General features: G+C 62.5%; 23 protein-coding genes. 20 read left to right on the top strand and 3 right to left on the bottom strand.

The features are described 5' to 3' along the window. Positions 1-136: 136 nt before the first annotated feature. The 3 genes from AC1Z24_RS07390 (at position 137) to AC1Z24_RS07380 (ending at position 2,036) form a co-directional block, all read left to right on the top strand. On the top strand, positions 137-1,126 hold the full coding sequence (locus tag AC1Z24_RS07390) for a 2-hydroxyacid dehydrogenase (RefSeq protein WP_483745121.1): 990 nt from the start codon (positions 137-139) through the stop codon (positions 1,124-1,126). A 71-nt stretch (positions 1,127-1,197) separates the two neighbouring features. Further along, complete coding sequence (locus tag AC1Z24_RS07385) at positions 1,198-1,635, top strand: hypothetical protein (protein ID WP_259099247.1); 438 nt, start codon at positions 1,198-1,200, stop codon at positions 1,633-1,635. Beyond that, positions 1,632-2,036 carry an META domain-containing protein gene (locus tag AC1Z24_RS07380; RefSeq protein ID WP_483745120.1) on the top strand — a complete coding sequence of 135 codons (405 nt, stop codon included), beginning with the start codon at positions 1,632-1,634 and terminating at the stop codon, positions 2,034-2,036. Before AC1Z24_RS07385 ends, AC1Z24_RS07380 begins: the two co-directional genes overlap by 4 nt. Here AC1Z24_RS07380 and AC1Z24_RS07375 read toward each other — a convergent pair whose 3' ends face one another. Continuing rightward, entirely contained in the window at positions 2,037-2,504 is a 468-nt protein-coding gene (locus tag AC1Z24_RS07375) for a TlpA disulfide reductase family protein (protein ID WP_483745119.1), read from the bottom strand. Positions 2,505-2,734: 230 nt separating this feature from the next. On the opposite strand from AC1Z24_RS07375, the gene arsC reads away from it, so the two are divergent. The 17 genes from arsC (at position 2,735) to AC1Z24_RS07290 (ending at position 17,432) form a co-directional block, all read left to right on the top strand. After that, entirely contained in the window at positions 2,735-3,088 is a 354-nt protein-coding gene (gene arsC / locus AC1Z24_RS07370) for an arsenate reductase (glutaredoxin) (protein ID WP_483745118.1), read from the top strand. Further along, positions 3,085-3,690 (top strand): NAD(P)H:quinone oxidoreductase, encoded by a 606-nt coding sequence (gene wrbA, locus AC1Z24_RS07365; protein ID WP_483745117.1) that lies wholly within the window; start codon positions 3,085-3,087, stop codon positions 3,688-3,690. The genes arsC and wrbA overlap by 4 nt, the downstream gene beginning before the upstream one ends. Next, the gene (locus AC1Z24_RS07360; protein ID WP_483745116.1) at positions 3,683-4,114 is read left to right on the top strand and encodes a DUF2069 domain-containing protein; all 432 of its coding nucleotides are present in this window, start codon (positions 3,683-3,685) and stop codon (positions 4,112-4,114) included. Before wrbA ends, AC1Z24_RS07360 begins: the two co-directional genes overlap by 8 nt. Next, positions 4,114-4,785: a DNA-3-methyladenine glycosylase I gene (locus AC1Z24_RS07355; RefSeq protein ID WP_483745115.1), complete on the top strand. Its 672-nt coding sequence runs from the start codon at positions 4,114-4,116 to the stop codon at positions 4,783-4,785. The genes AC1Z24_RS07360 and AC1Z24_RS07355 overlap by 1 nt, the downstream gene beginning before the upstream one ends. 98 nt (positions 4,786-4,883) lie before the next feature. Next, positions 4,884-5,555 (top strand): GntR family transcriptional regulator, encoded by a 672-nt coding sequence (locus AC1Z24_RS07350; RefSeq protein WP_483746555.1) that lies wholly within the window; start codon positions 4,884-4,886, stop codon positions 5,553-5,555. 109 nt (positions 5,556-5,664) lie between these two features. Continuing rightward, entirely contained in the window at positions 5,665-6,597 is a 933-nt protein-coding gene (locus AC1Z24_RS07345; RefSeq protein WP_483745114.1) for a 4-hydroxyproline epimerase, read from the top strand. Continuing rightward, positions 6,594-7,697, top strand: a complete 1,104-nt coding sequence (locus AC1Z24_RS07340; protein ID WP_483745113.1) for an NAD(P)/FAD-dependent oxidoreductase — start codon at positions 6,594-6,596, stop codon at positions 7,695-7,697. Before AC1Z24_RS07345 ends, AC1Z24_RS07340 begins: the two co-directional genes overlap by 4 nt. Before the next feature lie 138 nt (positions 7,698-7,835). Beyond that, positions 7,836-8,072: a (2Fe-2S)-binding protein gene (locus AC1Z24_RS07335; RefSeq protein WP_483745112.1), complete on the top strand. Its 237-nt coding sequence runs from the start codon at positions 7,836-7,838 to the stop codon at positions 8,070-8,072. Next, on the top strand, positions 8,069-9,316 hold the full coding sequence (locus AC1Z24_RS07330) for an FAD-dependent oxidoreductase (RefSeq protein ID WP_483745111.1): 1,248 nt from the start codon (positions 8,069-8,071) through the stop codon (positions 9,314-9,316). The genes AC1Z24_RS07335 and AC1Z24_RS07330 overlap by 4 nt, the downstream gene beginning before the upstream one ends. Positions 9,317-9,469: 153 nt before the next feature. Beyond that, complete coding sequence (locus tag AC1Z24_RS07325; protein WP_483745110.1) at positions 9,470-10,216, top strand: AraC family transcriptional regulator; 747 nt, start codon at positions 9,470-9,472, stop codon at positions 10,214-10,216. Positions 10,217-10,461: 245 nt separating this feature from the next. Beyond that, positions 10,462-11,277: an ABC transporter substrate-binding protein gene (locus AC1Z24_RS07320; protein ID WP_483745109.1), complete on the top strand. Its 816-nt coding sequence runs from the start codon at positions 10,462-10,464 to the stop codon at positions 11,275-11,277. 145 nt (positions 11,278-11,422) lie between these two features. Next, positions 11,423-13,180 (top strand): cis-3-hydroxy-L-proline dehydratase, encoded by a 1,758-nt coding sequence (gene lhpI / locus AC1Z24_RS07315; protein ID WP_483745108.1) that lies wholly within the window; start codon positions 11,423-11,425, stop codon positions 13,178-13,180. Then, positions 13,173-13,838 (top strand): amino acid ABC transporter permease, encoded by a 666-nt coding sequence (locus AC1Z24_RS07310; RefSeq protein ID WP_259099218.1) that lies wholly within the window; start codon positions 13,173-13,175, stop codon positions 13,836-13,838. The genes lhpI and AC1Z24_RS07310 overlap by 8 nt, the downstream gene beginning before the upstream one ends. Positions 13,839-13,849: 11 nt before the next feature. Beyond that, positions 13,850-14,500, top strand: a complete 651-nt coding sequence (locus AC1Z24_RS07305; protein WP_483745107.1) for an amino acid ABC transporter permease — start codon at positions 13,850-13,852, stop codon at positions 14,498-14,500. Next, positions 14,493-15,215: an amino acid ABC transporter ATP-binding protein gene (locus AC1Z24_RS07300; RefSeq protein WP_483745106.1), complete on the top strand. Its 723-nt coding sequence runs from the start codon at positions 14,493-14,495 to the stop codon at positions 15,213-15,215. The genes AC1Z24_RS07305 and AC1Z24_RS07300 overlap by 8 nt, the downstream gene beginning before the upstream one ends. Before the next feature lie 61 nt (positions 15,216-15,276). Next, positions 15,277-16,320 carry a trans-3-hydroxy-L-proline dehydratase gene (locus AC1Z24_RS07295; protein WP_483745105.1) on the top strand — a complete coding sequence of 348 codons (1,044 nt, stop codon included), beginning with the start codon at positions 15,277-15,279 and terminating at the stop codon, positions 16,318-16,320. A 194-nt stretch (positions 16,321-16,514) separates the two neighbouring features. Continuing rightward, positions 16,515-17,432: a dihydrodipicolinate synthase family protein gene (locus tag AC1Z24_RS07290; RefSeq protein WP_483745104.1), complete on the top strand. Its 918-nt coding sequence runs from the start codon at positions 16,515-16,517 to the stop codon at positions 17,430-17,432. A gap of 133 nt (positions 17,433-17,565) precedes the next feature. Here the strand turns inward: AC1Z24_RS07290 and AC1Z24_RS07285 are convergent, their stop codons facing one another. Then, positions 17,566-18,570: an Ldh family oxidoreductase gene (locus AC1Z24_RS07285; RefSeq protein WP_483745103.1), complete on the bottom strand. Its 1,005-nt coding sequence runs from the start codon at positions 18,568-18,570 to the stop codon at positions 17,566-17,568. A 241-nt stretch (positions 18,571-18,811) separates the two neighbouring features. Beyond that, entirely contained in the window at positions 18,812-19,636 is an 825-nt protein-coding gene (ttcA, locus tag AC1Z24_RS07280) for a tRNA 2-thiocytidine(32) synthetase TtcA (RefSeq protein ID WP_259099207.1), read from the bottom strand. Between the last annotated feature and the right edge of the window lie 91 nt (positions 19,637-19,727).

Here is a 19,727-nt window from a genome sequence, read left to right as displayed (position 1 = left end):
CTTGTCGGACCGCCGCACCGCCGCGAAGAGGCCGGTACATCCGACACACCTATACCGCCTGAAATACCGCCTTCGCGGGCAAGCCTCGCTCCCACAAGGCCAGCCGCTACAGCATTCGTTCCCAAAGGACCCCGTCATGCGCACCCTCCTCTTCAGCAGCCAGCACTACGACCGTGACAGCTTCCTCGCCGCCCGGGTCCCCAGCGAGCTGGACCTGCATTTCCAGCCGGCGCGCCTGACCCTGGACACCGTAGCCCTGGCCGATGGCTGCCCGGTGGTCTGTGCCTTTATCAACGACGACCTCAGCGCTCCTGTCCTGGAAAAACTGGCCGCCGGTGGCACGCAACTGATTGCCCTGCGCTCGGCCGGTTTCAACCATGTCGATCTGCCTGCCGCCAAACGCCTGGGCCTCAACGTGGTTCGCGTTCCGGCCTACTCGCCCAATGCCGTGGCCGAACACGCGGTGGCGCTGATCATGTCCCTCAACCGCCACTTGCACCGCGCCTACAACCGCACCCGCGACGGCGATTTCACCCTGCATGGTCTGACCGGCTTCGACCTGGTCGGCAAGACGGTCGGCGTAATCGGCACCGGACAGATTGGCGCGGCCTTTGCGCGGATCATGGCCGGTTTCGGCTGCAAGCTGCTGGCCTATGACCCCTACCCCAATCCGACGGTCGAGGCCCTGGGCGCCCGCTACCTGAGCCTGGCGCAGGTGCTGGAACAGGCGCAAATCATCAGCCTGCACTGCCCGCTGACCGAACAGAGCAAGCACCTGATCAATGCTGATTCCCTGGCGCACATGCAGCGTGGCGCCATGCTGATCAATACCGGCCGCGGCTCCCTGGTCGACACGCCGGCGCTGATCGAGTCGTTGAAAAGCGGCCAGCTCGGCTACCTGGGCCTGGATGTCTACGAGGAAGAAGCCCAGCTGTTCTTCGAAGACCGTTCCGACCTGCCCTTGCAGGATGACGTACTGGCGCGGCTGCTGACCTTCCCCAACGTCATCATCACCGCGCACCAGGCCTTCCTCACTCAGGAGGCCCTGGCGGCGATCGCCCAGACTACTCTGGACAACATCCGCGCCTGGCGCCAGGGCACGCCGCAGAACCGGGTCGACGGCTGACAGGCGTCGGTTAATGGCGGGCATGCTAGGATGCGCGCCATTTTGCAGGCTCCTGTCTTTCTGGAAGAACCATGGTCGAACACGATTTCCGCTACAGCATGCTCAACCCCCAGCACACCCTGACGGAGTGCCGGACCCTCGGGCCCGGCCGCTATCAGGTCACCGGCAATGGCGGTTCGATCCATAACGACGACACCCTGCTGGTGACGATCAAGGGCGCCAAGACACTCTTCATGCGCTTGCAGGTCGAGAAAGTCCGTCACCTGATCAACCCGCCGGGGCAATGGGTCGCGGTGGCACGGGGGCCGGTGTTCGACGAACTGGCGATCCATCAGTGGAAGGTCAACTGCGACAGCTGCGGCGCCGAGCTGGACTTCGAGTTCATGGTCGAGAGCAAACTGGGCACCAAGGCGCAGAAACCTGCCGCCATCGCCCGTATAGCCGAGCTGGGCTGGAAAACCCTCGGCGACAAACACCAGTGCAAAAAATGCCAAGGGACTGCCGCATGAAACGCTTTGCCGCATTAGGGATGATGGGTGCTGCACTCTTGGGTGCAGGCTGCGCGACCGAGCCGACGCCAAGCCGTGACCATGGCTACCTGCTGGAGTGGATCGGCGAACGACCGCTGATTGACAGCAGCCACCTGACCATGACCCTCGGCGCCGATGGCCGTGCCTATGGCACCGCTGGCTGCAATCACTGGTTCGCGCCGTACGAGCTCAAGGATCACAGCATCAGCCTGGGCCCCATCGGCAGCACCCGCAAACTCTGCGGCCCGGCGCTGATGGAGCAGGAGCAGCGTTACCTGCAAGCCCTGGGCAAGGTGCAACGCTGGGATATCTCGCCGATCAACCAGCTGCGCCTGTGGCCTGCCGAAGGCAAGCCGTTGCGCTTCTGGCTGGAAGAATGATTAACCTTCGCCGCGCAGAGCCTTGAGCTTCTGCGTAACCCCGGCGGCGGTCTGCTCGCCCAGCAACTGCTCACGCACCTTGCCCTTGTCGTCGATGATATAGGTCACCGGCAAGGCCTCGGACGTAGGCAGGTTGTAGCGCTCGGCCGGGTCCTGGGCGAGCACGGTGAACTGGATGCCCAGGGCCTTGCTGGCGTTCTTCAGGTCATCGCCCTGAACGTTATCGAAGTTCACGCCCAAGACCGTGACCTGCTGATCCTTGAGCTGCTCGGAGAGCTTGTTCAACTCAGGGATTTCCGTACGGCAGGGACCGCACCATTCCGCCCAGTAATTGACCACCAGCCAGTGTTTATCGATACGCTCGCTGGCGACCTTCTGGCCGTTCTGATCGGTGCCCAGATCTGCTCCGCAGCCGCTTAGCAGCAACACGCCCAGCAGCGTAGCCATTGCGGCCAATCGCTTTCCCATATATCCCCCAAAATTCGCTCTGTGGGAGCGAGGCTTGCCCGCGAAGGCAATATTTCCGGCTAAGAAGACTCATCGGATGTACCGACCTCTTCGCGGCGGTGCGGCGGTCCGACAAGCTTCGCTCCAACGGCTTTTACATGTCTGCATCTGCGACCGATCACCGCGACGGGTTCTGGCGCAGACTTGCGGCAGGTAGAATACCCGCCACCTCACGCAAGATGCGACCGCAAATGACCGATCTGACGCTTTATCACAACCCGCGCTGCTCCAAATCACGTGGCGCGCTGGAACTGCTGGAAGCTCGTGGCCTGACCCCGACCATCGTCCGTTATCTGGAAACCCCGCTCGACGCCGCGCAATTGCGTGACCTGCTCGGCAAGCTGGGCATCAGCGCCCGACAACTGTTGCGCACCGGCGAAGAGGAATACAAGACCCTGAACCTGGCCGACGCCAGCACAAGTGAGGAGCAACTGATCGCCGCCATGGCCGCTCATCCGAAGCTGATCGAACGGCCGATTCTGGTCGCAGGGGACAGGGCCGTGATCGGCCGCCCGCCGGAAAATATCCTGGAGTTGTTGCCGTGAGCACACCCTACATTCTGGTCCTGTTCTACAGCCGCAACGGTTCCACCAGCGAAATGGCCCGGCAAATCGCCCGGGGCATCGAGCTGGGCGGTATGGAAGCGCGCCTGCGTACAGTCCCGGCGATTTCCAGCGAATGCGAAGCGGTGGCGCCGAGCATTCCGGAAAGCGGCGCGCTGTATGCCACCCTCGACGACCTGAAGAACTGCTCGGGCCTGGCCCTGGGCAGCCCGACGCGCTTCGGCAACATGGCCGCGCCGCTCAAGTATTTCCTCGATGGCACCAGCAACCTGTGGCTGACCGGCGCTCTGGTCGGCAAACCCGCCAGCGTGTTCACCTCCACCGCCAGCCTGCACGGCGGCCAGGAAACCACCCTGATGTCCATGCTCCTGCCGTTGCTGCACCACGGCATGCTGGTCACCGGCCTGCCCTACAGTGAGTCGGCGCTGATCGAGACCGCTGGCGGCGGCACGCCGTATGGCGCCAGCCACCATGCCGGTGCCGACGGCAAGCGCCCGCTGGATCGCCACGAAGCGCAACTGTGCCGCGCCCTCGGCCAGCGCCTGGCCAAGACTGCGCTGCTGCTGGAGACGCCTCGTGGCTAAGAAGGCCAAGGTCCTGCCGCCCCTGGAATGGCTGGAGCCGCGGGTGCGCATCAGCCGCGTACTGGCCTTGGCCTGCTTTGTCGGCCTGATCGCTCTGCTGTCGGTGTATTACCTGCTGATCGCCGATCTGCATGGCGCACGGCCCTGGGTCATCCTGCTGATCGAACTGGTACCGCTGCTGGTCTTGGCGCCGGGCATGTTCAGCGGCAGCCCGCGCGGGCACTCCTGGACCTGTTTCGTGGTCAATCTGTACTTCATCAAGGGCGCATTGGCCGCCTATGATCCGGGCCGCTCGTTGTTTGGCATCCTGGAAATGCTCGCCAGCCTTGCCGTATTCATCAGCGCATTGCTGTATGTTCGCTGGCGTTTCCAATACAGCCGCAAACAGGCCGGCGAAGGCCAGCAACCGATTCTGGAGCAGTAATGCACGACTACAAATGGCTGAACGAGTATTGCCTGAACCGCTTCGGTTCGGCCAAAGCCCTTGAAGCCCACTTGCCGGACGCCCGCACCCCGCAGCAACTGCGCGCTATCAGCGACGACCGCTATCTGTCGACCATGGCCCTGCGGGTATTCCGCGCCGGCCTCAAGCACAGTCTGGTGGACGCCAAGTGGCCGGCGTTCGAGCAGGTTTTCTTTGGCTTCGATCCGGAAAAGGTCGTGCTCATGGGCGCCGACCACCTGGAGCGGCTGATGCAGGATGCGCGGATCATCCGCCACCTGGGCAAGCTCAAGAGCGTGCCGCGCAATGCCCAGTTCATCCTCGATGTCGCCCACGAACACGGCAGCTTCGGTGCGTTTATCGCCGACTGGCCGATCAGTGACATCACCGGCCTGTGGCAGTATCTGGCCAAGCACGGCAGCCAGATGGGTGGCATGTCGGCGCCGCGCTTCCTGCGTATGGTCGGCAAGGACACCTTTATTGCCAGCAATGACGTGGTCGCCGCCCTCAACGCCCAGAACATCATCGACAAGGTGCCCATCAGCAAGCGCGACCAGGCCATCGTTCAGGACGTGTTCAACCAGTGGCAGGCCGAGAGCGGACGCCCGCTGTGCCAGCTGTCGGCGATGCTGGCCTACACCGTCAACCACTGATTTTTGCAGTGGCCGACACAGATTGACATAAATTCTGACGCACTTCGTATACCATATTCCCCAGTCCCCCTTGCTGAGTCATTCGCGTGCCTTTTCGACTGCCTGACGCCCCCAACCTCGGTGTCGCCCCTTCGGCCTCCGAGGTCATCGCCAAACACCTGCGCGAAGCCATTATTTCCGGGCATTTCGCCGAGGATGAGCCGATTCGCCAGGACGATATCGCCAAAGTCTTCAACGTCAGCAAGATCCCCGTGCGCGAAGCCCTCAAACGCCTGGAGGCCGAGGGCCTGGTGCAGTTCCTGCGTAACAAGGGCGCAGTCGTCACCCGCCTGTCGGAACCGGAACTGGCGCAAATCTTCGAAGTACGCGTGCTGCTGGAGGTCCAGGCGATCCGCCAGGCCGTGCCGAAAATGACGCCCGAGCACATCGCCCGGGCCCGGGCCATCTGTGACGAATTCGTTGGCGACGATAACGTCGGGCGTTGGTCGGAACTGAACTGGGCCTTTCACACCTGCCTCTATGAAGCGGCGCAACGGCCGTTTCAGCTCAACCTGATCCGCTCGATTCACGACAAGGTCGAGCGCTACCTGCGCCTGCAAATGAGCTTCGCCGAAGGCAAACTACGCGCCGATCAGGAACACCGCGAAATCCTTCAGGCCTGTGCCGATCGCGACGTCGACAAAGCCGCCGAACTGATCGAGCACCACATCATCGGTGTTTGTCGGGAGCTTTACGCACACCTGCCCAACGAGTCCATCAGCGAAGCCTGAGGCGCCAACCGGCTGTGCCGATTTCGTCATCGCCCCGAACGAAATCGGTCAAGCCCTGCCCGCGCGGCGGCGTCATTCTGTGAGGGTCTTCAAGCCACGGAGTGACCCCATGCAACGCATCAGCATTCTCGACTCCCATACCGGCGGCGAACCGACTCGCCTGGTCCTCGACGGCTTTCCCGACCTGGGCAAGGGCAGCATGGCCGAGCGCAAGCAGATCCTCGCCGAGCAGTTCGACGACTGGCGCGCCGCTACCGTGCTGGAACCCCGTGGCAGCGATGTGCTGGTCGGCGCCCTGCTCTGCGAACCGGTGGACCCTACCGCCAGCGCCGGGGTGATCTTCTTCAATAACAGCGGCTACCTGGGCATGTGCGGCCACGGCACCATCGGCCTGGTGGTGTCCCTGGCCTACCTGGGCCGCATCGAGACCGGCGTGCATCGCATCGAAACCCCGGTAGGCACGGTGGAAGCGACCCTGCACGAAGACCGCTCGGTGAGTGTGCAGAACGTGCCGTCCTATCGCTATCGCCAGGCCGTGACGCTGAAAGTCCCCGGTATCGGTAGCGTCACCGGCGATATCGCCTGGGGCGGCAACTGGTTCTTCCTGATTGCCGACCATGGCCTGGCGGTGGACAGCAGCAACCTCGACGCCCTCACCGACTACACCTGGGCCGTGCGCCTGGCCCTGGAGGAGCAAGGCATCTTCGGCGAAGACGGCGGTGTGATCGACCATATCGAGTTGTTCGCCGATGACGGCGTGGCCGACAGCCGCAACTTCGTCATGTGCCCCGGCAAAGCCTACGATCGCTCGCCATGCGGCACCGGCACCAGCGCCAAGCTGGCCTGCCTCGCCGCCGACGGCAAGCTCGCGGCCGGCGAGATCTGGCGCCAGGCCAGCGTGATCGGCAGCCAGTTCGAAGGCAGCTACGAATGGCAGGGCGAGCAAGTGATCCCGACCATTCGCGGCCGTGCCCATGTCAGCGCTGAAGCCACCCTGTTGCTCGACGCCGACGATCCGTTCGCCTGGGGCATCCGCCCGTGACTGCGCAGCGGGTCGCCGAGGTCATCGTCATCGGCGGCGGCATCATCGGCGCGGCCTGTGCTGATGAACTGGCTCGCCGGGGTCTCGACGTACTGGTTCTCGATTGTCAGCGCCCGGCTGCCACGGCGGCGGGCATGGGCCACTTGGTGGTGCTGGACGACAACCGTGACGAACTGGCTCTGAGCGAATACTCAGTGCGCACCTGGCGCGAGTGGGCTCCCGAGCTGCCGGACGACTGCGCCATGCGCAATAACGGCACCCTGTGGCTGGCCTGCAATGCCGAAGAAATGGCCGCCGCCGAAGCAAAACACGCAACCCTGCGCGACTACGGCATGGCCTGTGAACTGATCGACGCCCAGGCCCTGGCCGAGGCCGAACCGGCTTTGCGTGCGGGGCTGTATGGCGCCCTCAAGGTCAGTGGCGACGGCATCCTCTACGCACCCAATGCCGCCCGCTGGCTGCTGCAACGCACCGGCAAAGTCCGCCAGCAGCCTGGCCGTGTTGTTGAAGTGCAGGGCAATCGCCTGCGTCTGGACAACGGCCAGTGGCTGCAAGGCGACGCCGTGGTCCTGGCCAATGGCATCTACGCCGCCGAACTGTGCCCGGAACTGCCCTTGCAGGCGAAGAAGGGCCATCTATTGATCACCGACCGCTACCCCGTGCAGATCAGCCACACCCTCGTCGAACTGGGCTACGTCACCAGCGCCCATAACGCCAAGGGGCCATCGGTGGCGTTCAACGTCCAGCAGCGCCCGACTGGCCAGTTATTCGTTGGTTCGTCGCGGCAATTCGACAATCACGACCCCGAAGTCGAAGGCTGGATGCTCGGACGCATGCTGCGCCGCGCCAGTGAGTTTCTCCCGGGACTGGGGCAGATGAACGCCATACGCAGCTGGACCGGTTTGCGCGCTGCCAGCCCCGACGGCCTGCCATTGATCGGTGAGCATCCGCAGCAGCCCGGCCTGTGGCTGGCGGCGGGGCATGAAGGGCTCGGGGTGACGACTGCGCCGGGTACCGCCCGATTACTCGCCGCGCAAATGTTACGCACATCTGCGCCGCTGCCCCTTGAACCCTATGCGCCGCAGCGGTTTATCGAATGATCTTTTTCATGTTGTTGACACGCCGTCCCCCTCCTGTGGGACCGGCTTTAGCCGGGAATACGCCTTCCCGGCTAAAGCCGGTCCCACAGGAGGGAAACCATTCAAGTAGCTGCGCATTGCCAGGTGGAGACCTTCCCCATGCCTGAACTAAGCATCGACGGCCACGCCCTGCGTGTCGCCCAAGGCACTACCCTGGCCGCGGCCCTGGCTCTGGGCGGCACCGGTTGCAGCCGCACTTCGGTCAGCGGCCAGCGCCGTGCGCCGTTGTGTGGCATGGGCATCTGCCAGGAGTGCCGGGTGACGGTAGACGGCCAGCGCCGCCTTGCCTGCCAGACCCTGTGCCGCGACGGCATGCGCGTGGAGACTCAGCCATGAACACCCATGTCGACCTGCTGATCATCGGCGCCGGGCCCGCCGGCATGGCCGCCGCCCTCGCCGCCGCCAATGCCGACGTGAAGATCGCCATCCTCGACGACAACCCGCTGCCCGGCGGACAGATCTGGCGCGACGGCCCCCAGGCCAGCATCCCCGCCAAGGCCCGTGACCTGCGCCAGAACATTCAGGACACGCCGAATATCCAGCTGTACAGCGGCACCAAAGTCATCGCCCGGGCCAAGGCTAAACAGTTATTGGTCGAGGACGCGGAACGCGGCTGGCTGATCAGCTACAGCACATTGATCCTCTGCACGGGCGCTCGCGAACTGCTGCTGCCCTTCCCCGGCTGGACCCTGCCCGGCGTCACCGGCGCGGGCGGTTTGCAGGCGCTGATCAAGGGCGGCCTGCCAGTGCAGGATGAGCGCATTGTCATCTCCGGCAGTGGCCCGCTACTGCTGGCCAGTGCCGCCACGGCCAAAGCCAACGGCGCGCAGATACCGCGCATTGCCGAACAGGCGTCATGGGCTCATGTGATGGGCTTCGCCGCGCGTCTGGGCCAATGGCCGAACAAGGCGCTGCAAGCCTTCGGGCTGTTCGACACGCATTACCGGGCAGGCAGCCATGTTATCGCTGCCCTGGGTCAAGACCGCGTCGAAGGCGTGCGCCTGCAAACGGCAAAAGGCATCGAGGAAGTTGCCTGCGACCGACTGGCCTGTGGCTTCGGTCTGGTGCCGAACGTAGAGCTGGGACGCGCGCTGGGCTACGACGTCCATCAGGGCGCATTGACCGTGGATCAATGGCAGGCCAGCCCTTTGGCCGATCACTATGCCGCAGGCGAATGCACCGGCTTCGGCGGCAGCGAGCTGGCGTTGGTCGAAGGTCGGATCGCTGGTTTTGCTGCCGTCGGCCTGCAATCCCAGGCCCAGGCCTTGTGGCCCGAGCGCAAACGCTGGCAGCGCTTTGCCGATCAGTTACAGAAGTCCTTCGCCCTTGACCCGGCCATCCGCCAACTGGCTAACCCCGACACCCTGGTCTGCCGTTGCGAGGACGTCGCCTTCGCCGCCTTGGCCATGCAGCCAGACTGGAAACAGGCCAAGCTCGCCACCCGCTGCGGCATGGGCGCCTGTCAGGGCAAGATCTGCTCCACCGCCACGCAAACATTGTTCGGCTGGGAACCGCCAATGCCGCGCCCGCCGTTCAGCCCGGCGCGGGTGTCGACCCTGATTAAACTGGAAGAAATCTGATCCCGTGGGACCGGCTTTAGGCGGGAAGAGGCCGGTACATTCAACACATTCCCTGAATGGTCAAAGACGCCTTCCCGGCTAAAGCCGGTCCCACAACGTCGGCGAAGTCTCCTTAAGTACGAAGCGCTCGCCAATTCAAATAATATGGCCCCCATGATCGAACTCCTGAACGCCCCTGCCCCCGACACCCTCGACCAACTGCTCGCGACCCTGACTCAGGTCGCGCCGTTGTTCGATGCCATTCCGGGGCTGGTGTTTTTCATCAAGGACACCCAGGCCCGCTACGCACTGGTCAACCAGGCGCTAGCCCAGCGCTGCGGCTTCAAGCACAAGACGGATATCGTCGGGCATACCGCTGAAGAGGTGTTTCCTGCGCGCTTCGGCCCGTTGTACACCGAGCAGGATCGCCGGGTCCTGGCCGATGGCCGCCAGCTGTCCGATCAGCTGGAGTTGCACCTTTATTACGGCAACCAGCCCGTGTGGTGCCTTACCAACAAACTGGCGCTGCGCAATCAGCAGGGCGCAATCATTGGCCTCGCCGGGATTTCCCGGGATCTGCAAAGTCCACAATCCACCCACCCGGCTTATCAAAAGCTCGGTGCAGTGGATGCCTATATTCGCGAACACTTTGCCCGCCCCATCAGCCTGGCCGAATTGACCGCTATCGCCGGGCTGTCCATCGCCCAACTGGAGCGGCACTGCAAGCGCATCTTTCAGCTCACGCCCCGACAGATGATTCACAAGGCGCGCCTCGGCGAAGCCTCGCGCCTGTTGCTGCATGACCTGTCGATCACCGAGATCGCCCTGCGCTGCGGCTACACGGATCACAGCGCTTTCAGCCGCCAGTTCCGTGCCCTGACCGGGTTCTCGCCGAGCCAGTACCGTGAGTCCCATCGCTGAAACAGCTACCCACCATGGAGCAACCGCCACAACTTTGCTCCCTTTTGTAACATGTCGGTGACGGCCACCCAGGTGTCGCAGCCAACCATCAAACCGCTGCAAGTACCGCCCCAGCAGCCTCTGCGACCAATTAACCCACTGATCAAAAAACAGGCACGGCGGTTGCATAATTAATATCGTATACGAAATTACATATCCGACTTTTCGCTCAGCCCGTTTCATCACTTGCATATCACGAGGCTTCTATGAAAAACCCAGCTGTTGCCGTAGCCCTCTTTGCCGCCATGAGTGCTTCCCTGATCAACACCGCCCAAGCCGACAAGCTCGATGACATCATCGACTCCGGCAAACTGCGCTGCGCGGTTACCCTGGATTTCCCGCCAATGGGTATGCGTGATGAGAAGAATGTCCCGGTCGGGTTCGACGTGGACTACTGCAACGACCTGGCGAAGGTGCTGGGGGTAACGGCCGAAGTGGTGGAAACGCCTTTCCCTGATCGTATCCCGGCGCTGGTTTCAGGCCGTGCCGACGTGATCGTCGCCTCGACCTCCGACACCCTCGAGCGAGCCAAGACCGTGGGCATGACCGTGCCCTACTTCGCTTTCAACATGGTCGTGCTGACCCGCGACGACACCAAGATCAACAGCTACGACGACCTCAAGGGCAAGCCGGTCGGTAACACCAGCGGCACCTTCGAAGCCATCGCCCTGGAAAAAGACGTGAAGAAATGGGGCAACGGCAGCTTCCGCGCCTACCAGACCCAGAACGACACCATCCTCGCCGTCGCCCAGGGCCATATCGACGCCTCGGTCGTGACCAACACCGTCGCCGCCGCTTCGATCAAGTCCGGCAAATACAAAGGCCTGCGTATCGCCGGTAACGCACCCTACGTCATCGACTACGTGGCCCTGGCCGCCAAGCGCAACGAATACGGCCTGATCAACTACCTCAACCTGTTCATCAACCAGCAAGTACGCTCCGGCCGCTACGCTGAGCTGTATGAAAAATGGGTGGGCGCCGGCAAACCTGTCGACCTGACTGTGCCGAACGTTTATCGCTGATAGCGCCTGCGCAGTCTCGTGTGGGACCGGCTTCAGCCGGGAAGAGGCCAGTACAGTCGATAGACCTCTGTCGCCTGTCATATGCCTTCCCGGCTAAAGCCGGTCCCACAGGTAAATGCGGTAGAACAGCAACAGGAACCCAAACATGTCAGATGTTTCGTTAACAGGCCGCTGCCTGGTGGCAGGGTCGGCCCAGGGCGAACTGCTCCATGCCGACGTTGGTCTGAGTTTCTGGGGCGGTGTCGATCCCTTTACCGGGGAAGTCATCGACCGGCATCACCCTCTTAGCGGTTCGATTATCAGCGGGCGGGTGCTGGCCATTCCCAGTGGCCGTGGCTCGTGCACCGGCAGCAGCGTCATGCTGGAACTTATTCTCAACGGCCACGCCCCGGCGGCGCTGGTCCTGGAGCAGATCGACGATATCCTCACCCTCGGCGTATTGATTGCCGAACAGATGTTCGAACACTCGATTCCGGTCATCAGCGTCGGTGTCGAGGGCTTCGCCGCTCTGCGCGGGCTGAGCCATGTACAAGTAGTCGGTGATCAACTGCAGGGTTTCAGCGAACAACCGGTGGCCCTGCCAAGCCGCGCCGAAAAGCGCCTGCCATGGACACCCGACCTGATCCTCAGTAACAACGACCGCGACATGCTCGAAGGTCGCCAGGGCAAGGCCGCGCAAGTGGCCATGGGCATCATCCTGCGCATGGCCGAACTGCAAGGCGCCAAAGAACTGCTGGACATCACTCAGGCGCATATCGACGGCTGCATCTATACCGGCCCGGCCAGCCTGCGTTTCGCCCAGCAACTGGTGGCCTGGGGTGCTCATGTACGAGTGCCCACCACGCTCAATTCGATTTCCGTGGACAAGCGCCGCTGGCGCGAACTGGGTGTCGCCGCCAGCCTCGGCGAGCCCGCCAGCCAACTCGGCGATGCTTATCTGAACATGGGCGCCCAGGTCAGCTTTACCTGCGCGCCGTATCTGCTGGACAGCGCGCCAACGGTGGGCGAACAGATCGTCTGGGCTGAGTCCAACGCCGTGGTCTACGCCAATAGCGTGATCGGCGCCCGTACCTTGAAATACCCCGACTACCTGGATATCTGCATCGCCCTCACCGGCCGCGCGCCCCTGATCGGCTGCCATATCGAGCAGCAGCGCCTGGCACGCCTGCGTATCGAAGTGCCGGCGCTGCAAGACCTGGACGACAGTTTTTACCCGCTGCTCGGCTACCACGTCGGCCTGCTGTGCGGCAGCCAGATCCCAGTGGTCTGCGGCCTGGAACAAGCGGCACCAACACTGGACGATCTCAAGGCGTTCGGCGCCGCCTTCGCCACCACCTCGGCGGCGCCTATGTTTCATATCGCCGGCGTCACCCCGGAAGCGGCCAGCGCCGAGCAGGCATTGGGCGACAAGGCACCTGAGCGCACTTTCCGTATCACCGCCAGCGAGCTGCTGCACAGCTGGCGCGAACTCGACAGCGCGCCAGACCCGCAGGTGGATCTGGTGTCGCTGGGCAATCCGCATTTCTCTTTGAGCGAATGCGCGAGCCTCGCCGCCCTGTGCCAGGGCCAGCGCAAACACCCTGAAGTCGCCGTCGCCGTGACCCTCGGCCGCGCCGTGCTGGAGCAGGCCCGGGCCGCCGGATACGTTGCGACTCTGGAAGACTTCGGCGTGCAGTTCGTCAGCGATACCTGCTGGTGCATGCTCGGCGAGCCGGTGGTGCCGGTCAGCGCGCGCACCCTGATGACCAACTCCGGCAAATACGCCCACTACGCGCCGGGCCTGGTCGGGCGTCAGGTGCATTTCGCCAGCCTTGCCGAGTGCGTCGCCACGGCGTGCAGCGGCCAGGCCAGCGGGCGTCTGCCAGCCTGGCTGAACGCAGAAAGGGAGCCTGCCCATGTTTGATTACAACTTCCACTGGCGCGCCGCTTTCAAGGCCCTGCCGGACATGCTCGATGGCGCCCTGGTCACCTTCGAGACCGCCGCGCTGTCGATGATCCTCGGCGTGCTGATCGCCCTGTGCCTGACCTTCATGCGCATGGGCAAGCAACCGATATTGCGCGGTTTTGCCGCCGCGTGGATTTCCATTGCGCGCAATACGCCGTCGCTGTTTCAGGTCTACATCCTCTATTTCGGCCTTGGCTCATTCGGCCTGCATATCAGTTCATGGGCGGCCTTGCTGGCAGGGATCACCATCAATAACGCCGGTTACCTGGCCGAGAACTTCCGCGGCGGGCTCAAAGCGGTGCCGGACACCCAACTGCGCGCCGCCCGTTCCCTGGGCATGAGTGCACCCAAGGCATACCGGCTGATCGTCATTCCGCAACTGTTGCGGATCGTTTTCTACCCCCTGACCAACCAGATGGTCTGGGCGGTACTGATGACCTCCATGGGCGTGGTGGTCGGTCTGAACAACGACCTCACCGGCGTGACCCAGGACTGGAACGTCAAGACCTTCCGCACCTTTGAATTTTTCGCCATCGCCGCCGTGCTGTATTACCTGATCGCCAAGGCGATCGTGGGACTGGCCCGCCTGCTGTCCTGGCGCCTGTTCCGGTATTGAGGGAGATGACCATGTTCAATACCAGCTTTACCTGGAACGACATGCTGTTCCTGCTCGACGGCACCAAGGTGACGATCCTGCTGACCCTCGTGTCGATGCTGATCGGCACCGTGATCGGTGTTGCCTGCGGCCTGTTCCGCGCCCTGTTGCCGCGCGCCTCGATCCCGCTGGCGTGGCTGCTGGATGTGTTTCGCAGCGTGCCGTTGCTGATCCAGTTCGTACTGTTCAACGCTTTGAAAAGCATTGCCGGGCTGAACTGGAGCGCGTTTAGCGTGGCCTGTGTGGTGCTCGGGTTATACGTCACCGCCTACTGCACAGAGATCGTGCGCAGTGGCGTGTTGTCGGTGCCCATGAGCCTGCGCCGGGCCAGCCGCTCCCTGGGCCTGACCTACTGGCAGGACATTCGCCGCATCGTCATGCCCATGGCCGCCCGCGTCGCATTCCCCGGCTGGGTTAACCTGCTGTTGTCGGTGATGAAAGACACCGCGCTGGTCATGTGGATCGGCATCGTCGAGCTGCTGCGGGCCTCCCAGACCATCGTTACGCGCATTCAAGAACCGTTGCTGGTGTTGTGCATCGCCGGCGCCATTTACTACGTCATGAGCCTGGTGGTTGCCCGTCTCGGCGCCCGGCTGGAAGCAAGGTGGCAGGAAAATGATTGAGATCGACAACGTACACAAATCATTCGGCGAACTGGAAGTGATCAAGGGCGTCAGCCTGTCGGTGAACAAGGGTGAAGTGGTGTCGATCATCGGCGGCTCCGGCTCGGGTAAATCGACCCTGCTGATGTGCATCAACGGCCTGGAATCGATCAAGAGCGGCAGCATCCGCGTCGACGGCACCGAGGTCCATGCACCGGGCACCGATATCAACAAGCTGCGGCAGAAGATCGGCATCGTGTTCCAACAGTGGAACGCCTTTCCGCACCTGACCGTGCTAGAAAACGTGATGCTGGCGCCGCGCACCGTCCTGGGTAAAAGCAAGGCCGAGGCCGAGGCATTGGCGGTCAAGCAACTCACTCATGTCGGCCTGGGCGACAAGCTCAAGGTGTTCCCCGGCAAGCTCTCCGGCGGTCAGCAACAGCGCATGGCCATTGCCCGCGCCCTGGCCATGTCGCCGGATTACATGCTGTTCGACGAAGCCACCTCGGCCCTCGACCCGCAGCTTGTGGGGGAGGTATTGGACACCATGCGCATGCTCGCCGAAGACGGCATGACCATGGTCCTGGTGACCCACGAGATCCGCTTTGCCCGGGACGTGTCCGACCGCGTGGCGTTTTTCCGCAATGGTCTGATTCATGAAATCGGCACGCCGGAACAAGTGATTGGCAATCCGCAGCGGGCGGAGACGGCTGATTTTCTAAAATCCATTAATTGACTGAAACAACAAACACATTCCGATTCAGGTAACAGCGTCATTCAACGGAGAACCATCACTCATGCGTTCATCGAAAGTGATTCACGTGGTCAGTTGCCACGCCGAGGGCGAGGTCGGTGACGTTATCGTCGGCGGCGTCGCGCCACCGCCGGGCGAAACGATCTGGGAGCAGTCGCGCTGGATCGAGAAGGACAACGTGCTGCGCAACTTCATGCTCAATGAACCTCGCGGCGGGGTGTTCCGTCACGTCAATCTGCTGGTGCCGCCGAAGAACCCCAAGGCGCAGATGGGCTGGATCATCATGGAGCCGGCGGACGTGCCGCCCATGTCCGGCTCCAACTCCCTGTGCGTGGCCACGGTGCTGCTCGACAGCGGCATTGTGCCCATGACCGAACCCGAGACACGCCTGATCCTGGAAGCTCCCGGCGGCCTGATCGAAGCCGTGGCCCAGTGTCGCGACGGCAAGGTGCAGAGCGTCGAAGTGCGCAACCATCCGTCCTTCGCCGACAAGCTCAACGCCTGGATCGAAGTGCCGGGCATCGGCTCGATCCAGGTCGATACCGCCTATGGCGGCGACAGCTTCGCCATCGTCGACTCGACCAAACTGGGCTTTGCCCTCACTGCCGATGAAGCCAAGGATCTGGTCGAGACCGGCCTGAAAATCACCCTGGCGGCCAATGAACAACTGGGTTTCAGCCATCCGCTGAACGAAGATTGGAAGCACATTTCCTTCTGCCAGATCGCCGCCCCGCTGCACTACGAAAATGACATCGCCACGGCGGCCAATGCCGTGGTCATCCGCCCCGGCAAGATCGACCGCTCGCCCTGTGGCACTGGCTGCTCGGCGCGCATGGCGGTGCTGCATGCCAAAGGACAACTGGCGGTGGGCGAACGCTTTATCGGCCGCTCGATCATCGGCTCGCAGTTCAACTGCCGGATCGACAGCCTCACCGAAATCGCCGGCCGCCCGGCCATTATCCCGGCACTGTCCGGCCGTGCCTGGATCACCGGTACGCACCAACACATGCTCGACCCAAGCGATCCGTGGCCAGAGGGGTATCAGTTGTCCGATACCTGGCCGGTTGGTTTGCAGCTGGATAAGTGATCTACCCCTTGGAACATGAACACCTGTGGGACCGGCTTTAGCCGGGAAGAGGCCAGTACAGCCGAGGCATCTTCAGGGCCTGTCGGAGCGCCTTCCCGGCTGAAGCCGGTCCCACAGATCCGTACCCGAAACCGGGCATTTATTTGCCCAAACACAAACGTATACGAAATCCCTTATTCGAACTGGAGTAACTCATGAGCAAACACGTTAACTGGAGCGGCGTCTTCCCGGCCGTCACCACCCAATTCAACGCTGACTTCTCCCTCAACCTGGAAGCCACCCACAAGGTCATTTCCAATCTGGTGCGTGATGGCGTGTCGGGCCTGGTGATCTGCGGCACCGTCGGCGAAAACACGTCCCTGAGCGTGGCCGAGAAAATCAGCCTGGTGGAAGTCGCCAAGGACGCCAGCGCCGGTCGCGTGCCCGTGATCTCCGGCATCGCCGAGTTCACCAGCGCCAACGCCAGCGACGTCGCCCGTCAGGTAGCCAAGGCCGGTGCGGACGGCATCATGCTCATGCCTGCCCTGGTCTATTCGGCCAAGCCGTTCGAGACCGCCGCCCACTTCCGCACCGTGGCCGCTGCCACCGACCTGCCGCTGATGGTCTACAACAACCCGCCGATCTACAAAAACGACGTGACCCCGGACATCCTGATTTCCCTGGCCGACTGCGAAAACATCGTCTGCTTCAAGGACTCCTCGGGTAACACCAACCGTTTCGTCGACGTACGCAACGAAGTCGGCGACCGATTCGTGCTGTTCGCCGGCCTCGATGACGTCGTCGTCGAAAGCATCGCCGTGGGCGCGGTGGGCTGGGTGTCGGGCATGTCCAACGCCTTCCCGAAAGAAGGCGAGACCTTGTTCCGCCTGGCCAAGGCTGGTCGCTTCGCCGAAGCCATGGCGATCTACGAATGGTTCATGCCGCTGCTGCACCTGGACGCGCGTCCGGACCTGGTGCAATGCATCAAACTGTGCGAAGCCATCATGGAACGCGGCAGCGCCCTGACCCGCCCACCGCGCCTGGCCCTGCCGGATGCGGATCGTGAATATGTCGAAAAACTGATGCAAAAGGCGCTGGCCAATATGCCGGTATTGCCGGAGGTTGGGTTGTAAGAGATCTGATTGCTCTTGTGGGAGCCGGCTTGCTGGCGATGGGGCAGGCACTGCCCCTGTTGCGAGTGCTTCGCACTCGATCGCCACCAAGGCGGCTCCCACATTCCCATCCACCAAGCCTTTTCCTGCAGAATTACGCCAGTAGCGCCTGCAAATCTTCATACAGCTTCTCGGTGATTTTCACCCCATCCTTGAGGCTCCTTTCCCGCGCGTCATAACGCCGTTGCGACGGCAGCCGCGCGCCCTGGCCCTGAATCCCCTCGAACAAGCTTTCCGCCCGCGCCAGGTGGTGATCCACGGCGTCACCAAGAAAACGCTTGGGATCCAGGGCAATGATCAGCTCACCGTGATACGGCGACGATTTGCTGCCGGCATCGTACTGCTGGGATTCAACACTGGTCAGGTCGCCAATCAACGGCCCGGCAATCAACTCGACCATGGCCGACAACGCGGAGCCCTTGTGCCCGCCAAAGGTCAGCATGGCGCCATTGAGTACGGCGCTGGGGTCGGTGCTCGGCTGGCCGTCGGCGTCGATCCCCCAACCCAGCGGGATTTCCTTGCCCGCGCGTTCATGCAGCTGAATTTCGCCTCGGGCCACGGCACTGGTGGCGAAGTCGAAGATAAAGGGGGATTTGCCCGCACGGGGCCAGCCGAAGGCGATAGGGTTGGTGCCGAACAGCGGCTTGCTGCCGCCTGCCGGAGCGACCCAGGAATGACTCGGCGTAAAAGCCATCGCGACCAATCCGGCTTCGGTGAGTACCTCGATCTCACTCCACAGCGCCGAAAAGTGCACGCAATGATTGATCGCCATGGCGGCGATCCCACTGTTTCGAGCTTTTTGCACCAATACCGGCGTGCCCATCTGGAAAGCACGCTGGGAGAAACCGCCCTTGGCGTCCACCCGGACAATAGCCGGAGCCTGATCAATCAGCTCGGGCTCGGCGTCCGCCACCACTTTACCGTTGCGCAAGGTAGCGATGCAGCCCAGCAGACGCCACAGGCCATGGGACGCACATTCATCGCGCTCCCCCGCCCAGACCACCTCGGCCACCGCCTTTACATGGGGTTCGCTGAAGCCGTTATGGCGCAGAATCGACTCGGCCAGCGTTCTTGTTTCATCCAGTGTCAGAGCAATCACGGCGCAACCCCTTGGCTAAAGGCAAAAGCCAAGGGTGGCCTGTTGTGGCGGGGGTTTCTTGTCGGCAATCGTCTTTTAGGATGACGAATTCGGCATAGCCATGTAGCGCATAGCGAATTGTGGGACCGGCTTTAGCCGGGAAGTGGCCGGTACAGTCGATAGACCTCTATCGCCTGTCATATCGCCTTCCCGGCTAAAGCCGGTCCCACCTGTTTAATCATTCCAACCAGCCGGGAAGACGTTAGATATTCACCACATTGACGAACCGCGACGCCGCGGTCTCGTCGATACGCAGATTGGTGAAGTCGAACAGGTTACGGTCGGCCAGTTGCGACGGTTGCACGTTCTGCAGGGCGCGGAAGATGCTTTCGGTACGGCCCGGAGTCTTGCGCTCCCAGTCCTGAAGCATGTCCTTGACCACCTGGCGTTGCAGGTTTTCCTGGGAGCCGCAGAGGTTGCACGGGATGATCGGGAAGCCCTTCATGTCCGAATAGGCCTGGATGTCTTTCTCATGGCAGTAAGCCAGGGGGCGGATCACCACGTTGCGGCCGTCGTCGGCGCGCAGCTTGGGAGGCATGGCCTTGAGCGAGCCGTTGAAGAACATATTGAGGAAGAAGGTCTCGACGATATCGTCGCGATGATGCCCCAAGGCCATCTTGGTCGCGCCGATTTCATCGGCAAAGGTGTAGAGCGTGCCGCGACGCAGGCGCGAGCACAGCGAGCAGGTGGTCTTGCCTTCCGGGATCAGCTCCTTGACCACCGAGTAAGTGTCCTTCTCGACGATGTGGTACTCGATGCCAAGGGTTTCCAGATAGGCCGGCAGCACATGCTCGGGGAAGCCGGGCTGCTTCTGGTCCATATTCACGGCAACGATGTCGAACTTGACCGGCGCGACCTTCTGCAGGTGCATCAGCACGTCGAGCATGGTGTAGCTGTCCTTGCCGCCGGACAGGCAGACCATGACCTTGTCGCCCTCTTCAATCATGTTGAAATCGCTGACGGCCTCGCCGGCCAGCCGACGCAGGCGTTTTTGCAGTTTGTTCTGATTGACTGAGAGGGTGCCCATGGCGCTGATATCCGCTAGCGGTGACTCGGGAAAAGGCCGGTATTTTACGCATAAACCGTCAGCGAGGATAACCGGGCGTCCAAGGGTATGA

The sequence above is a fragment of the Pseudomonas sp. JL23 genome (genome assembly GCF_056933585.1).
The sequence above is the reverse complement of the archived record's forward strand: the minus strand, read 5'-3'. Positions and strand labels throughout refer to the sequence as shown.

Coding starts and splice junctions, on each gene's coding strand:
- AC1Z24_RS07390 (WP_483745121.1), top strand. CDS start 137: ATGCGCACCCTCCTCTTCAGCAGCCAGCACTACGACCGTGACAGCTTC.
- AC1Z24_RS07385 (WP_259099247.1), top strand. CDS start 1,198: ATGGTCGAACACGATTTCCGCTACAGCATGCTCAACCCCCAGCACACC.
- AC1Z24_RS07380 (WP_483745120.1), top strand. CDS start 1,632: ATGAAACGCTTTGCCGCATTAGGGATGATGGGTGCTGCACTCTTGGGT.
- AC1Z24_RS07375 (WP_483745119.1), bottom strand. CDS start 2,504: ATGGGAAAGCGATTGGCCGCAATGGCTACGCTGCTGGGCGTGTTGCTG.
- arsC (WP_483745118.1), top strand. CDS start 2,735: ATGACCGATCTGACGCTTTATCACAACCCGCGCTGCTCCAAATCACGT.
- AC1Z24_RS07355 (WP_483745115.1), top strand. CDS start 4,114: ATGCACGACTACAAATGGCTGAACGAGTATTGCCTGAACCGCTTCGGT.
- AC1Z24_RS07345 (WP_483745114.1), top strand. CDS start 5,665: ATGCAACGCATCAGCATTCTCGACTCCCATACCGGCGGCGAACCGACT.
- AC1Z24_RS07335 (WP_483745112.1), top strand. CDS start 7,836: ATGCCTGAACTAAGCATCGACGGCCACGCCCTGCGTGTCGCCCAAGGC.
- AC1Z24_RS07330 (WP_483745111.1), top strand. CDS start 8,069: ATGAACACCCATGTCGACCTGCTGATCATCGGCGCCGGGCCCGCCGGC.
- AC1Z24_RS07325 (WP_483745110.1), top strand. CDS start 9,470: ATGATCGAACTCCTGAACGCCCCTGCCCCCGACACCCTCGACCAACTG.
- AC1Z24_RS07320 (WP_483745109.1), top strand. CDS start 10,462: ATGAAAAACCCAGCTGTTGCCGTAGCCCTCTTTGCCGCCATGAGTGCT.
- lhpI (WP_483745108.1), top strand. CDS start 11,423: ATGTCAGATGTTTCGTTAACAGGCCGCTGCCTGGTGGCAGGGTCGGCC.
- AC1Z24_RS07310 (WP_259099218.1), top strand. CDS start 13,173: ATGTTTGATTACAACTTCCACTGGCGCGCCGCTTTCAAGGCCCTGCCG.
- AC1Z24_RS07305 (WP_483745107.1), top strand. CDS start 13,850: ATGTTCAATACCAGCTTTACCTGGAACGACATGCTGTTCCTGCTCGAC.
- AC1Z24_RS07300 (WP_483745106.1), top strand. CDS start 14,493: ATGATTGAGATCGACAACGTACACAAATCATTCGGCGAACTGGAAGTG.
- AC1Z24_RS07295 (WP_483745105.1), top strand. CDS start 15,277: ATGCGTTCATCGAAAGTGATTCACGTGGTCAGTTGCCACGCCGAGGGC.
- AC1Z24_RS07290 (WP_483745104.1), top strand. CDS start 16,515: ATGAGCAAACACGTTAACTGGAGCGGCGTCTTCCCGGCCGTCACCACC.
- ttcA (WP_259099207.1), bottom strand. CDS start 19,636: ATGGGCACCCTCTCAGTCAATCAGAACAAACTGCAAAAACGCCTGCGT.